At 63.3% G+C, this 13,790-nt stretch carries 12 protein-coding genes; 2 read left to right on the top strand and 10 right to left on the bottom strand.

Going from position 1 to position 13,790, the window contains the following annotated elements:
- Positions 1-190: 190 nt before the first annotated feature.
- Positions 191-655, top strand: coding sequence for a hypothetical protein (locus ACVWWN_RS00205; RefSeq protein ID WP_457142111.1), 465 nt, complete (start codon positions 191-193; stop codon positions 653-655).
- A gap of 100 nt (positions 656-755) precedes the next feature.
- Here the strand turns inward: ACVWWN_RS00205 and ACVWWN_RS00200 are convergent, their stop codons facing one another.
- Together ACVWWN_RS00200 and ACVWWN_RS00195 are read right to left on the bottom strand one after the other, a co-directional pair.
- Positions 756-1,286, bottom strand: a complete 531-nt coding sequence (locus tag ACVWWN_RS00200) for a hypothetical protein (protein WP_457142110.1) — start codon at positions 1,284-1,286, stop codon at positions 756-758.
- 18 nt (positions 1,287-1,304) lie between these two features.
- On the bottom strand, positions 1,305-1,799 hold the full coding sequence (locus ACVWWN_RS00195) for a hypothetical protein (RefSeq protein WP_457142109.1): 495 nt from the start codon (positions 1,797-1,799) through the stop codon (positions 1,305-1,307).
- Between the two features lie 205 nt (positions 1,800-2,004).
- Here ACVWWN_RS00195 and ACVWWN_RS00190 point away from each other — a divergent pair, with 205 nt between their 5' ends.
- Positions 2,005-2,844 carry a hypothetical protein gene (locus ACVWWN_RS00190; RefSeq protein ID WP_457142108.1) on the top strand — a complete coding sequence of 280 codons (840 nt, stop codon included), beginning with the start codon at positions 2,005-2,007 and terminating at the stop codon, positions 2,842-2,844.
- Positions 2,845-2,900: 56 nt separating this feature from the next.
- Here ACVWWN_RS00190 and qatD read toward each other — a convergent pair whose 3' ends face one another.
- The 8 genes from qatD to ACVWWN_RS00150 form a co-directional block, all read right to left on the bottom strand.
- Complete coding sequence (gene qatD / locus ACVWWN_RS00185) at positions 2,901-3,638, bottom strand: Qat anti-phage system TatD family nuclease QatD (RefSeq protein ID WP_457142107.1); 738 nt, start codon at positions 3,636-3,638, stop codon at positions 2,901-2,903.
- Positions 3,635-4,915: a Qat anti-phage system QueC-like protein QatC gene (gene qatC, locus ACVWWN_RS00180; protein WP_457142106.1), complete on the bottom strand. Its 1,281-nt coding sequence runs from the start codon at positions 4,913-4,915 to the stop codon at positions 3,635-3,637. Before qatC ends, qatD begins: the two co-directional genes overlap by 4 nt.
- Entirely contained in the window at positions 4,912-5,451 is a 540-nt protein-coding gene (gene qatB, locus ACVWWN_RS00175; protein ID WP_457142381.1) for a Qat anti-phage system associated protein QatB, read from the bottom strand. Before qatB ends, qatC begins: the two co-directional genes overlap by 4 nt.
- A gap of 250 nt (positions 5,452-5,701) precedes the next feature.
- Positions 5,702-7,576: a KAP family P-loop NTPase fold protein gene (locus tag ACVWWN_RS00170; RefSeq protein WP_457142105.1), complete on the bottom strand. Its 1,875-nt coding sequence runs from the start codon at positions 7,574-7,576 to the stop codon at positions 5,702-5,704.
- Positions 7,577-8,076: 500 nt separating this feature from the next.
- The gene (locus ACVWWN_RS00165) at positions 8,077-9,849 is read right to left on the bottom strand and encodes a TniQ family protein (protein WP_457142104.1); all 1,773 of its coding nucleotides are present in this window, start codon (positions 9,847-9,849) and stop codon (positions 8,077-8,079) included.
- On the bottom strand, positions 9,818-10,885 hold the full coding sequence (locus ACVWWN_RS00160; RefSeq protein WP_457142103.1) for an ATP-binding protein: 1,068 nt from the start codon (positions 10,883-10,885) through the stop codon (positions 9,818-9,820). The genes ACVWWN_RS00165 and ACVWWN_RS00160 overlap by 32 nt, the downstream gene beginning before the upstream one ends.
- Complete coding sequence (locus tag ACVWWN_RS00155) at positions 10,882-12,786, bottom strand: helix-turn-helix domain-containing protein (RefSeq protein WP_457142102.1); 1,905 nt, start codon at positions 12,784-12,786, stop codon at positions 10,882-10,884. The genes ACVWWN_RS00160 and ACVWWN_RS00155 overlap by 4 nt, the downstream gene beginning before the upstream one ends.
- A 155-nt stretch (positions 12,787-12,941) precedes the next feature.
- A complete protein-coding gene (locus ACVWWN_RS00150) occupies positions 12,942-13,688 on the bottom strand; it encodes a TnsA-like heteromeric transposase endonuclease subunit (protein WP_457142101.1) in 747 nt (248 codons plus the stop codon).
- Between the last annotated feature and the right edge of the window lie 102 nt (positions 13,689-13,790).

Genomic DNA, 13,790 nt, shown 5'->3' with positions numbered 1-13,790 from the left:
ACCCACGCCCGGAGCTGGTGCCGGCGGCGGAGGACATTTGCGGCCCAACCCTGCTCGCTGCCGCTCGCGCGGGCCGCAAATCCGCCGGCACCACCACCGGACTCTTCGGGGTTGACCGCCCACCCTCAACCGATTGACCGCACCCCAGCGCTAACTGGCGCACAAAACACCTTCCGAACGGAGAACAACCATGTCCGAGAACCACTTCGAACTCGCCGCCGCCCTGCTGTCCGACGCAGCCGACCTCATCGGCCACGCACCCCAGGCAACCAGCACCATCGACGACCACGCCTACGGCGCCCTCCAACTCGTCGCCACCCACACCGCCACCGACGACGGACACGACACCCTCGTCCTCTGGCTGGCCGACCGCGACCGCATCCTGGCAGCCGTCGAAGCGACCGCCCACCACGGCGCCGCACGCCCGCACACCCGGATCATCGCCTTCCGCGCCGCAGACCTGATGTTCGCCGCCCGCGAGAACTACACCTTCGCCGCCACCGGGCGACACACCTACACCCTCGCCGCCACCGTCGGAACTGACACCTGGCAGCTCACCGTCGACCACCACCCAGCAGCCCCCGCCGAGGTCGCACTCGACGACGTACTGATCCTCATCGCCCGCACCTACGAGAACGCCTACGCCGCCGGGTAAGACCGGCGCACCACCGCGGCCGGTGCCCCTCACCCAACGGTGCCGGCCGCGTCTGGGTGCGAGCCTGCCAGTGCTACCGCTGTGCGACGGCCCGCGACACTCACCACAGCGTCGGCTCAGTGATCCCGGCCAACGCATCGGCGACCGCCTCGACGTTCCAGCCGTCACGCACCGCGGCGCGCAGCGCGATCGAGCGGTCGCGGCGCGCCTTCACTCCGGCATCACCGCGCCGGATCGCCAACCGTCCACCGCCGCGGCCCGAGCGCCCCATTTGCTCCATGTTGTCGCGCTGAGATCCGGCGAACACGTGCCGCAACCCCAGCTCGCCGGGCGCGCTCACCCGTACACACAACGGCACATCGCAGCCGTGCAGCGCGCGCTCCCAGGCCGGTAGAACCTCGCCCTTGAGTGACACCGCCAGCGCGTACCGGTTGGCCCGCAACATGATCCGCTGCCCATCGCGGCGGACCCACAACCGGCCGTACCCGTCTCCACCGATCGCTTTGGTGAATAGCCAGCAGTCCGTCGCCGCCGGCCCGCGCACCACGGCCGCCTCAAACCGCGCGATCTCGGCGGCATGTGCCACCGGATCTACGGCCAGCTGTAGTGGTTGCGACCGGCTCGACGTCATACCCACAGTCCTCGTACGTTAACTTCCCACCGGCACAGGCTGACTCAGCCCAGCCGGCGCGTCCTGGGTGGAGTCATCGACGCCGCCCCAGCCGGCCGGTTGAATCGATGCTTCAGCCGCCGCCTCATGAGCCTCGGCGGCCGCGTAGGCCTCCCGAACTTCTGCTCCAGGTGCTTCCTCGGCTCGCCGGATCAGTTCCCGCGCGGACTTCTCCGTGATCCCAGCCAGGCGTCCGATGTCGCGCACCGTCTCGCCCCGATCGCGCAGCGCCCGCAGTGCCGCGCCGGCCGCGCGCCGGTGCTCGGCGCGCTTGGCCTCCGCCTGTTCGCGCAGCGCCACCGTCTTCGATTCCAGCCACTCATCGACGGCGTCAAGACGTTCCTGACTGGAGTAGAACACCGCCAGGTCGTCGGCATTGCGCGCCGCGCGCTCCAGCACCTCCCGTTGCGAGGCGCGCACCGCTTCGCGGGCCGCTTTCACCGCTGACTTCGATTTCGACACTTTGTTCGCCATGCCGTCAACCTAAAACGCCACACCGCTCTTGAGCACCGCCCCAACCACAATCGTCATCCCCTTAACCTCCGCTCTCATCCCACCCTCCCGTCTTCGCCGCCACCACCTGCCCGCCCCCACTCACCACCCTCCACCGCCCTTGTAGGAAGTCGTCGGACGTGTCGGAATCAGTTCAGTTCGACCTGGGAGTTTCCAACATCGTGTCGTGCAGGGATTGGCATTAGGGTGTCGAAATCCTCAGCGGGTTGATTCCCTGGGACACAGATTGTCATGGCCCCTGGTGCTACGTACCAGAACGCACTGCCCAATGAGTGCTGCGGAGTTGTCAACCGTCGCCTGGAAAATATGGCGCGACATGACGGATAGTCCCGCCGCCCGCTGGAACCACAACATTCATTATCGTGCGCTGCTGCTCGACGCCGTGCCGGGCGCGGGCGTCGACTGTCCGCAGTCGCGGGTCCACGTTTCGTTGAAGTACCGTGCCGTCATGGCCAAGCGGGACCTCGACAAGTCATCCAGTCGATTCCTAAACGCGCTCCGGCGCACGTCGGCCGGCTTGGAGCAGCAGCGACAGCGGATCGTCGATCGCGCCGCCACGGCACCGCGCCTGCTTCCGGACAGTCAGTTCCCAGTCATAAACCTCACCGGCGACCTCGGGAACGATCTGGATTACTACATCTACGAGCTCGCTCGGCTGCAAGACATTGGAAAGTCGATGATCAAGGTATTCGGTCAGCCCCAGGAGCTGCTCGATGCACAGGCGAAGTTCGACGTGGGCGTCCCTAGCCTGCGGGCGATCCGCAACCCGTTGACGCACCCGAACGACAACGACGAACTCGACGACGTCGCCTGGTTTAGCTCGGCGGTCAAGCTCAAGCCCGACGGCAGCGTCGAAGAGCTGGTCGATCCCCGCTACGAGCAACACGAAGTCGCTACCACCTACTGCCTAGCTTTGACACAGTATCTACGTGCCCGCGTTCAATTCGCGATAGCTGCAGATCCACCCAAGCCGATTGACCAACAGATCGACGATCGAACGCGCTAGATGTATGAGGCCTGCGCTGATTCTCAATAGTGTCTCGAAACACCTCAACGATGTGGCTACCCGCTGTTCACGCCAAGAAGCGCACTCTCATTGCTGCGAATTCTGACTTCTGCGTCTTTGTTGTCAATGCTCCACAGGTCCGACAACCTGTGGCACGCGATGGTGACATCCCACGGACTAAGCGCAGCCCCCAGAACCTGCGCAAACGGTCCGTCGGTTTCCAGTAGCACTCGGTCGTGTGGCATTTCAAGGACAAGTGCTCGCCCCTTCGCTCCAGAGAGCATGGCTGGGCCGACGCTGAACCAACACCCTCTTTCCTCGGCGCGGCGGAGTTCTGCCCTTGTTCCCGAGAACCAGTGCAGGATTGGTGCTCGAATCCCGCTGAACCTATCGAGCGAATCGAGGACCTGGCCAGCAGCTCGTCTGCTGTGGATCGAGACGATCTTGTCTCCGGCCTCTTCGCAGGAGCGAAGCACGTGGTCGAAAACAACCTCCTGGTCCGACCAGGAAGATCGGTGTTCGGGTGATCCATCGAGACCGACCTCTCCGACGAAGATCGTGTCGGACAGGTACTGATCGAACAGTCGAAGCTCCTGTCTCCGCTCCGAGGCGAGCTGCGGGTGGAGACCAAGTGCGGTTTTGATGGTTGATCGGCCAACGGCTAGGCGGGAGGTACCTGGCCACGCCGATGGAGTTGTTGTTACCGAGAGAACGCCAATCCCAAGGCGCTCGGCTTCTTCGGCAACCTCATGCGGGTGCCGGTAAAGATCTAGATGGCAATGGAAATCGATCACGCCAGACCGTACTGGGTATGGAGTAGGCCAAGCTCGTCGAGGCCCCGCTGAATCATCTCGCGAAGTGCGAGCCGGTTGTTGATTAGCGGCGAACTCAGCGCCGGACCGAGCCATCGGTCAAGCCCGTCTTCCTGCACCGAAAGGCGTGCAACTGCAAGTGATCGCACATCATCGAATGCTGCGTGGTCATTGTCCGGCTTGCCGAGATCGTCGTAGAAGTACTGGGTGTTGTCGGCGTGCGCCCATGCAAGAAAGGCGGCTCTTCGAATCTGGCAAGGAACGCAGCGACCACAGTGTGTGTAGTTGAACCTCTGGAACCGTCCACAACTGGTCGAGACGGATGCTTCACTCGCGAGCAGCGTCTGGTCGAGGCATTCGCGCATCATCTCCCCCTTTGTTTTCTCGGCATAGGGATTTTCGATGTGAATGCGGAGCCCCACCTGGTCGAGGAGGTTTTGCATCCGGCCAAGGAATTCCGGATGTGCAGTGCGGGTGCTCAGGCTTCCGATCCGGGCTTGCGTGAGCGGAGGATTGATGGCGATGAATCCGTTCTCGCACACGTATAGCGGGACGGTCTCACCGTCGGCATAGCGCTGCGTTGCGGTCGCGGCCAAGATTCCAAAGGCGAGAAAGACTAATGACCGCGACCGCTGGGACGTTTCCTTCTGCCCCCTGCGGGTGCTGGCATTGTGGTTGATCTGCAGGTGTTCCAGGCCGCCTCCGATGAGCTTTGCGAAGCGTGTCTGCTTGTCCTTATCGCCGCGAACGATCTGGCTCACAGCAAACAGCTTGTTTCCTTGGAACGACAGATCGATTGCGCCGACGAGTGAGTCGAGGCCGCCGGAAAGGAGGGCCACCGCGTTAGTTTGCGGAAAGCGGGGCTTCTTTGGTGTCGCAGGGACGACGCCTCCTGCGTTAAAGGCGATGCGCCATCGGTCGGTGGTGAGAAATGCGAGTGCCGACGAGAGGGGATCTGCTAGAGCTCCCCATCGGCTGGGGTCATGGAGCGCTACGTCAAGCTCAAACTCCCGGGTCCAACCGTCCGAGCTAGCAGACCGCTTGGTCTCACCGTCGGCGACTACAACCGACAATGCGATCGACAGGAGGTCCCATGCCGCGGGGTCCGGCTGCAGAGAACAGCGTCGGACAGTCGCGGCCGCGGCCCCGCCCGCCGCCGCGGTTCGGTCTGAGTTGGCATGTTCGTAAAGAACAATCGGTGTCACGGAGTCGTCGCGGCTTTGTACAGCTGACTTGGGCCCGCTCGAATACTTCGTCACGTGTACTCCTCGAACACGCTGAACGTCGCCCGCAGGGCGCTACGCGTCAACTGCGTGACGTTCGAAGTGGTTGTAGGGGTGCCGCGTTCGCGGATTGCGCGGAAAGCCGCAGCTACGTGTTCCGCGATGAACTCCCGAACCTGCTTCAGCCGCCGGAGGCCTGTTGCAGGGTCGGGCGATTTGTCCATGATCGTTCTTTGCAGGTCGAGGCAGAAGCGGCCGTATACGTCCAGTGCCGTGTACCGCTCGATCACGAAGTAACGTTGAGCATCGCTGAGACCAAGCAGGTCTACGTCCGGCGACCACGCGAGTAGATCCGAAAGCGCTTCCCGCATGGCGCGTCTGGAGCATTCTGCATCTTGCGTTCCGTCGGCAGGACTAGCGGCGTCGACGATGGCATCGAGTACGACGTTGACATCGCTGCCACTTGCCAAGATAGCGTCGCGGAGCTCGGTGCCGTCCGGAGCGCGGCCAGATTGGAGAACCTCATTGAGGCGGCCCGCTGTCCTGGCGGTCCCGCCCATACGGCGTCCCATTGAGCTATTGCCGCTGTACCCGGTTCGGACGTAGTGAGAAACGGCTCGCCGCAGCCCGCGCTCATTGCCGGACCGGGCGAACTCGCCCAATGCGCGCCTTGTGTCCCGGAAACGTGCGCGTGGCGCCAGAGGTATCGGCTCTTGACGGTCTGGCTCGGTGGATTCCTGCCCCTCGTCACCATCGTCGGGCACTGGCACATCGACGTCATCAGCCCAGGGCGGAACGAGCGGAACACCGCCCCCCGGCCCGCTACTGCTTTGCGAGGTTCCCATTCTTGGCCTGATTCTCTATAGCTCTCTTCACCGGTCCTTCGATTCCTTTCGCCGTTGACCAGTGTTTGATCACCGGAGGCGCCCACGGAAGCTCTGCAATTCTCGGCACGATGCTGGCTTGAATCTGTTGAGGCGGCCGGTCGATCAGAAATCCGGCGAGGACGCTGCCTTGAGTCGGGTCAACTTCCGCAACGACGATGCAGGCCTCCAAAATGTCCGGAACGCCCCACGTCTGTTCTTGGCGCGCACGTGCCAGCAGGCGGTCCATGATTATCGATAGCTCGGTTCGTTGGATGCCTCCGAGCGATTCTTTTACGGCATTGGCCATTTCGGGACTTTCCAAGAGAGCGGTGAGCAACGCTGCGGCATCCGATGACAACCGGTCGGCTGCGGTGATCAGCGGCGCCTGCTCACGGCCGACGTACAGCGCGCCTCGGAGATCGTCGTCGGCTAGTGCCGGCGGAAGCGCAAGCCACTCGCGCACGAATGGGTCGTCCCATGCGTTGTCGGCCTCAAAAGGCTCCCCCTTGGTTGCGGCCGTCTCCCAAGGCGCGAGAAGCCGCGGCTTACCTTCGGCATCGGCGTTAACGGCAGACGTCAGAGCCGCGTAGGCGGCAGGTGGGGCGAGACGTTCAAAGAGGAGGAGTTTCGCAAGGACCGCCTCATCGACACCCACTCCCTGGGCCCGCGAGATGGTCATCCGGATCGACAGAGCATTGAGGAATCGTTTGATCAGACGCGGGTTACCGGAGACCTTGCCCGACGTAGTCATCAGCGGCGCTAGGCGTTCCGCGGTCTCAAGCCGGGACAGTAACGCCGGCGGCAAATCGATCCCGCGTGAACCGATGAAAGCGCGATCGACCCGCTTTCCCTTCCAAGACTCGCGGAGCTGGCTTGCGATTGCTGAGCGAAGCGTGTCTATCTGAGTGGGATCGAGCTCGCTGTTCTCAATGAACAGCATCATCATGTAAGCCCGAACTTCCTGCGTGCCGAGTGCGGGGACGCGGATCGGGATCTGGACGAGCTTGTCGAAGTAGTTCGTGACGAGCGTGTCGTCGTCCAGACCACCGAAGTGCAGCTTGACGGCGTGTTTGATCATGGCGTCGTCTGCGGCGATTACGAAGGCCGTGTTCTTCAGGAACAGGAAGAGTCGAATAGCTTCCAGGGTCGAAATCGTCGTCCCAGGTAGGCACCGGTCGAGGTCATCAATGAGAACCACGAGGGTAACCCCGATTTCCTTCAGAGCTTCTTCGAAGGAGTCACGGAGAGCTTGGATCTCCCTGGGTGGTGACGATTCGCGCTTCGGATTGAGCAAAGCTCGGCCCGCCGCTGCGGTCGTTGATGCGACTGCGCCAGCTCTTTCCAAATCGCCGCTGTCGACGCTGCCAGAAAGTCCGTCCTTCACCACGTCGGCGATCTCGCCAGCCAAGCCGATCGGAGGCAGTCCAAGGGCCATGGATGCCGCTGGCAGCGCGAGGAGCTTCGCCAGTCGAAACCACCTGACTCTGCCGAGGAACTCTTGAGCTTTCTCGACACCCGTCTGTCGCAGCAAAGCCTCGGACTCCAACTTGTTCGCGATCACTTCGAGCAGCGCTGCGCGAGCGTCGTCGTAACCCTGGTACAGCCATGCGTTGAAGTCGACGAACAGGTATTTGGCAGGAGGATCATCGGGCTGATGTTTGGCTAGGGATACTCGCGTGAGCTTGATCATGGAGGATTTGCCGACTCCCCAGGCTCCGGAGACGCCGATCGAAACCGGTTTGCCGGCGGCGCTGACGATCAACTCGGCGATGGTGTCTGCTACGCCCTCGAAGTTGAGGAAGTCGCGATCTGTCTCGTTGTCGGGCCACATGACGCGGTTCCCCTCCCCCGAAGGAATCAACAGACGCCGCACAGGTGCCTTGGAGGCCACACTAAGGGCTCGGTGGGACTTAAAACGCCAAGAACTCACCCGAGGTGCGATAGCGTGTCGCTCCATAGCGCGTGATCCCATCCAAGACTGTGATTTGCGCGGGCCGTGATTCGCCCGTCTCGGGATAGATCGGGAGACAACGTTCTGTGGGTGCCATCGGCGAGGTGGTTGTGGATGTCGACGATGTCGCCCAGCCTCATCCCTCGGGTGCCGTCTTTGCGTAGCCGTCGCGCGGCGAGGATGAGCTTTGACGTGTTCCAGCAGCCGATTTCAGCTTCAATATCGCCGAATAACGCCGCCAACGACCGCGAATATGATTCTAGCGGTGGGAGTTTCAGCAGGGTTAGCGTCACAAGGTCTTTCAGCCCGGCGCGACGGTAAACGGAGGGACTGTTGCCGCCGTTGTGGCGGGCTTCCCGTGGGCCGTGCCTGTTGCTTCTTCAAGGGGGCTGCCACGTCAATGGACCGCCAGGCCGCAACGAATCCGATGTGGTCATCAGTTCATACGCAGTTCTGAAGATCTCATCGTGCTCGCCATCGATGCGCGAGCGCTTCTGTTGCCAGTCCGCTGGCTCCTCTGCCCGCAGTGCGTACGGGAACGCCGCGTAGCGGATGTCGCCTCCCGTGAAATGTTCCCAGTAGCGGCGAACAACGTCGCCGAACTCCGCCCGGCTCATGGTGCGACTGCTGGCACCCGCGCGTGTCAAGGCCAGTACGAGCCGTCGTGGATCATCGGCGATGATGCGGCGCTGCTGGTAGTCAATGGAGGGTTGGTGGTGGCGGAGTTGTTCCTTCAGATTGGTCAGTGCGGCAAGCGCTTCGGGCCATTGCCCGTCGCGCACGATTTGGCGCCAGTATTGCGTGACCGGTGTGGCCATACCCTTCGGTAGGCCCAGGTCCAGGGCGATGATCGTCCACGGGCGGGTGTCGCCGATCTTGGTCAGGGCCATCGCTTGGGCTGCCGCAGCGAGTGTGGTGGTGTCTTCGGCGCCAGCCCACACGGTGCCCGGCCACAGCACCTGTGGGATCCGCGCCGGGTCGAGTTCGGGGAGCACGCGACAGTGTTCGGGGAGTCGTTGCCAAGTGCGGTCAGCGTTTTCGCGAATTGGGTAGCGGGAATGGCGGTTACCGCAGTCGAACGTGAGCTGGGCGGCCGGGCTCAGCGTGGCGCGGACCGAGCCAAGGCGTATCGCAGCGAGCAGGGGATTGCGTTTCCTGCGCAGCAGCACGTTGTCGGGACCGATGGGTGTGGTGGGTCCCGCGGGATTTAGAAGCCCAACAGCGTTGGCCTTCTCCGCAGCGACCAACGCTGATTCCGAGGACAGGACCTCGCCTGCGTTGCGCAACGCACGCACCAACGCTGTGCGATCATAGTCGTCCTCAAAGAGGGTGAAGATCCTGACCGATTCGTCTACGAGTTGGCACAAAGCATCGAAGGCGATCGTCGCCGTGACTTCGATGTCGGTAACGCGTAACCGGCTGCCCGGGCCGTGCACGTACTGCCGCCACAGCTGGAACGCCAGCCGGTGAGCACTGACGGCGTCAGCGTCCATCTCGAAGGGTTCGATGGAGCGCAGATCGAAGTTGCAGCGCCGAGCTCGCCTCATCCGACCACTCGGGCGCCTCGGCCGGTTGGGGCACTGATAGATCGGAGTGTCGGGTTCCTGCGACAGCCACGACGATGTCGACCAGGGTTGTTCACCGCAGCGCGGGCAGATGCGGACCAGCAAGCACCCATGAATGCCGCAGGCGATGGCGAAAACACTTGACCATTCGCGCTTCCAGTGCGGGTCGGACTCCGACAGACATTCAGGGCAGAACGCACTGCCCGCTGGTGTGGGCCGGGTGACCGCGTGGTAGCGGGACAGGTATTCCACGACCGCACTGTTGGGCAGCATTTCCGCGGCGGCTGAATTTACGTCGGCTTGGGGACAGCCCAACGTGCCGGCGATCTGGGCGGCGTGTTGGCGCACCAGCCGCGCCAACCGGCCGGGCCGCTCAATACGGTCGGCGACGCTGGCCTCGGCGAACAACTCCCGTGGCGTGATCCCGTACCGGGCGGCCGCTCGGGCCAACCAGGACTCGATAGTTTCGTCCGAGCGGATAGCGCATGCGATGGGCCAGCGATCAATGTCGTAGCCGCCGGGAATCGCCCGCAGCGAACGCCCCGGGCCGGTTGGCTCAGGCGGTTTGGCTGCTGACCTGAGCGGCATTGTCGATGGTGGTGTTCGAGATCAGATCATCGGTGATGGTTTCGACACCGGTGGTGATTGCCAGGTAGCTGACGCGATCAAGGAGGTTGGTCAGCGAGGCGATTCTTCCTTGTGTCCGGCGGTGGAGCTCCTTGGCCTGATCGACCAACATGCCGGACGTCGCGTCCGCGAGTTTGAGGTGGCCTTCCATGACGCGAAGCAAACTGACCCAACTGCGAAAGCCAGCGTCGGTCTTGATTGCGAACGGCGCGACCGGACACCGAGTGGCGCGGCGGCTCGTTTGCGCATACGCGGCCTGCTCGCCGATGAGACCCTCGTCGAAGAACCGCTTCTCGCGCAACTTGACCCCGACGTAGACGAACGTCGCCGCCATCTCGTTGGCGAGGCCCTTGAGGTGATTCGACACCTCCGCGCCGTGGCGATGCCGGAAGTCGATGAAGTGGAGATCGTCGATGACGATCAACCTGGTCTCACAACTGGTCACGCAGTCGACCGCCAACGCACCGAGCCGAGACGTGGACGCTCGATCCACGGCGGGATGACCGTAGAACCGCAGAATCTGCTGATTGAGGCCCTTCAAGGTGATCCCAGCGCTGAGCGGAACGAACGCGACCGGAAGGCGCTGATGGCCGTCGGGCGTTGTTGGTCCTTCGCGTCGATACACCTTCTGGTGAAAGTCTCGCGCGTAGCGGGTGGCAATGGTCGTCTTGCCGAGGCCAGGCTCGGCATCGATCACGACCGAGCCTCGCAAACGGTCGCCGTCGCGCCGATTCGACGCCATGACCTGATCGATGATTCCGTACGCGGCCTTGAGCTGTGGGGTCTTCACCGTCGGAAGGTTGGCGTTCCACACCATCCGCGCCTCGTCGTAGTCCTCCCGATGATCGTCGGGGAGGGCATCCATTTCGCGGCGACTCAAGACCTCGAAGTCGTCGCGCGGGCCTGCGCAGGCGAAGGCATCCCAGCCCTGTTTTCGGGAAAGCTGATACCGGGCGCTACCGTTCGTCGCCAACCATCTGGCCCACCGGTTCGTCATTCCTGAAAGACCTCGAAGGCATCCTCGTCGGGATGCTCGTCGTAGTACCGGTCGAAGGCATCGAGGTCGTCGACCACCTCGCCCAATCCGGTTGCTTTCGGCATCCGCGAGACCAGGTCGATGACCGCTGGAAGCGACGCCTCGTCCCGATCCTCTTCTGGCGAGAGTGGCTCTGCTGTCTTGCCGGCCAGGTCGATCAGTCGCTGGCTTGACAAGCGGCGAGCAAGCGCTTTGTCTCGCCGACTGAGGACTTCGTCGCGGCCCCAACTGCCGAGTAGGTCGTGGACCGCGCTCGATGGATTCACGTGCCGATTCGCGCGGACGCTGACGCGCTTGGCGTAGTCGGCGGCTTCCTGACTGAACGGCGATGTTAGGGCGTGTGCGTGCTCCCACTCCAGACGCGACCATTCATCGGTGTCGGGGTTGCGGAAGTAGGCGAAGCGGACGTCGTCGGAGTCGATCGAGATGGGCCACAGCCCGGCGTGTGCGCCTTGGTATGGCGACTTTTGAAGCCGAAACCCGTTGAGCGCTTCGCCGTCGTAGCGCTGCCCGTTGGCTTCGACGCCGTAGTTCTGGATGGTTCTCCACTCGACGTCGAGGAACTCATAGACGAGTTCGGCTCGCGCAGGGAGGGTCAACGATCCGCTGCGTGCGAGCCCGATCTCGTACATCTCGATCGGGGAGAAGCGTTCTCGCGGCAGGCTCGGGACGCACAGGCCGTCGTGCTTGGTGTGGTGATAGACCGAGCCGATCCACTCGCGGATGATCTGTTCGAGTTCGGCGACGTAGTAGAAGGCCTTGCACTCAACGTCCGCGCCGCGGGAGTACACGTCGGGTCCCTTGTAGGCCGGCAGGTGTTGAAGCAATGACTCTCGCAACGTGCGAAAGAACCGCTCGACCATTGGCTTGTCGGTGGGCTTGCGGGCGATCGCCGGCTGCACCGAAATCCCCAATCGAGCACACGCGCCGATCACGTGTTCCGACAGGTACTGCTTGCCGTGATCCACCACGATGGTCTCCGGTAAACAGGCCGCGACGGTGCCGTCGCGGTCGGGTGCGTCCTCCGCCGCGGACTCGGACTCCATGACCACGTTGCGGGGAACACCGTGAAACGGCCACGCCGTCGCGTCGTCGGTCGTCGGTGTCCGAGGCGGTGTGACCGCCTGGTAGAGCACGTTCGCCACGTCGCGCGCCTTAGTCGACAACGGGGTGAGCTGCGCACCGAGGACGCAGCGTGTGAAGACGTCCATGGCGATGGTCAACTCCACTGGCACCCACCGCAGTGTTACCGGCTCCATCGCGAACACGTCCAGCGGCGTCGTGTCCAGCATCGCGAACTCGCCGGGTCTGGTCGCACGCAGGCGGCCGTAAACCCCCGATGGGAGGTTGGCAACGGATCGGCGGTTCTTGGCGCTGCCGAATGCGGACCGCCCCTTCGACATCGCGCCCAAGCGCCGCCGTGCCGTCGACGGCGACGGGATGCACACCTCGCCGGGTCCGTACTCCGCGTCCACCCTGCGATTGACGGTGTCGATCACGACGTTCCTCGTCGGTGTCGAGGCCGGGACCAGTTCGTCGAGGACGCGGACGCACATCGCGTCCCATCGGGGGTCGACGGTGGAGCGGCGCTTCTGCAGCAGTCGGCTATCGGCAATCCCGGCCAGACCCGACGTCCGATAGCCGGCAACCCAGCGTTCGACGGTGCGATCGGATACCCCAAGTTCGGCGGCCTTCTCGCGGTACGCATCACCAGCAGACTTCCCGCCGACGGAGATGACGGCGATGACGTCACGGATATGGCCTGCCCGCACCTCCAGCGCATCACGTTGCTTACGGGTGAGCGACCCGAGGATGACCGGCACGAGCTCCTCGTCGGTGTTCCGAGGCTCCGCCTCGTTCACCGGTCGTCCTTCGGCGAGGAGACGATCGAAGGGAACGCGGGTCGCGGTCCGATCTGAGACGAGCTCAACCCCGCGGCTATCGATCCGATGGACACGCCACAGCGCACCCTCGAACCACAGATCGGTTCCGACCGCTAGATCGAACCGTCCAGAACTCATGCGGCCGCACTACCGACCGTGATCGTCGACGTTCCAGACAGCGGGGTACGCAAGTCCGTCGCCCATCGAGACAGCCAAAGCTGTTCCAACAACGCCGTCATCGCCGCCGAACGAGTGACGACGCTTCCGTCCTGCGACGTCGTGAGGATCTGATCGATGGTCATTCCGTCCGCCGCGACCGCAGACACACGCTCGGATGCGGCACGGTCGACGAATCGGGATCGCTTCGCCAGGCTCAGAAAGTGCACGTTGCTCAGCTCTGTGGGGTTGGTGCCCGACCACACCTCGTAGTGCCAACCACGCTCCCGGCACACGCTGTCGGTCCACTTCAGGACGTCGATCACCTTGGCCTTCTTCAGCATTCGTTCGGGCTTCACGTCGACCACGGTGAAGGCGCCGTTCCGATGCTGCAGCAAGAGGTCGGGCACGTGACGGCGGAACGTTGATCCGTCGTACCCGCGCATCCAGAAGGGCTGAGCGGCCATCCATTCGACGGCCGGGCAGAAATCGGCGAGCAGAAGCCGGTCGCGTTCCAGCAGACTCTCGTAGACCAGATGCTCCTGAGTCGTCGAAGACCAGTACAGGCCCGAGTAGTTCCGCTGTCCCGCCCGCGACACCGGAATGCGGACTGGCCGACCGCGCACCACCCGGCCGGCATCAACGCGGTCGAAGTCCACCGTGACCGGCTCACCGTCGACGGCGATGTAGCTGACTTCGGTTGCTGCACCCTTGGCGGATGTCACAACCTGACTGTGCCCGACGCCGACACGTTGGTGACTTCCGACACGCTTCCGACAGTTAAATGAAAATCCGACAACTTATGCGGATTCCTACAGCCCTCACCA

This window comes from Mycobacterium sp. URHB0021, assembly GCF_054057895.1.
The sequence above is the reverse complement of the archived record's forward strand: the minus strand, read 5'-3'. Positions and strand labels throughout refer to the sequence as shown.

What these genes read in the sequence shown, in the direction of transcription:
- ACVWWN_RS00205 (WP_457142111.1), top strand. Translation starts at nt 191, where the DNA reads ATGTCCGAGAACCACTTCGAACTCGCCGCCGCCCTGCTGTCCGACGCA.
- ACVWWN_RS00200 (WP_457142110.1), bottom strand. Translation starts at nt 1,286, where the DNA reads ATGACGTCGAGCCGGTCGCAACCACTACAGCTGGCCGTAGATCCGGTG.
- ACVWWN_RS00195 (WP_457142109.1), bottom strand. Translation starts at nt 1,799, where the DNA reads ATGGCGAACAAAGTGTCGAAATCGAAGTCAGCGGTGAAAGCGGCCCGC.
- qatB (WP_457142381.1), bottom strand. Translation starts at nt 5,451, where the DNA reads ATGGGACGCCGTATGGGCGGGACCGCCAGGACAGCGGGCCGCCTCAAT.
- ACVWWN_RS00170 (WP_457142105.1), bottom strand. Translation starts at nt 7,576, where the DNA reads ATGTGGCCCGACAACGAGACAGATCGCGACTTCCTCAACTTCGAGGGC.
- ACVWWN_RS00165 (WP_457142104.1), bottom strand. Translation starts at nt 9,849, where the DNA reads ATGCCGCTCAGGTCAGCAGCCAAACCGCCTGAGCCAACCGGCCCGGGG.
- ACVWWN_RS00160 (WP_457142103.1), bottom strand. Translation starts at nt 10,885, where the DNA reads ATGACGAACCGGTGGGCCAGATGGTTGGCGACGAACGGTAGCGCCCGG.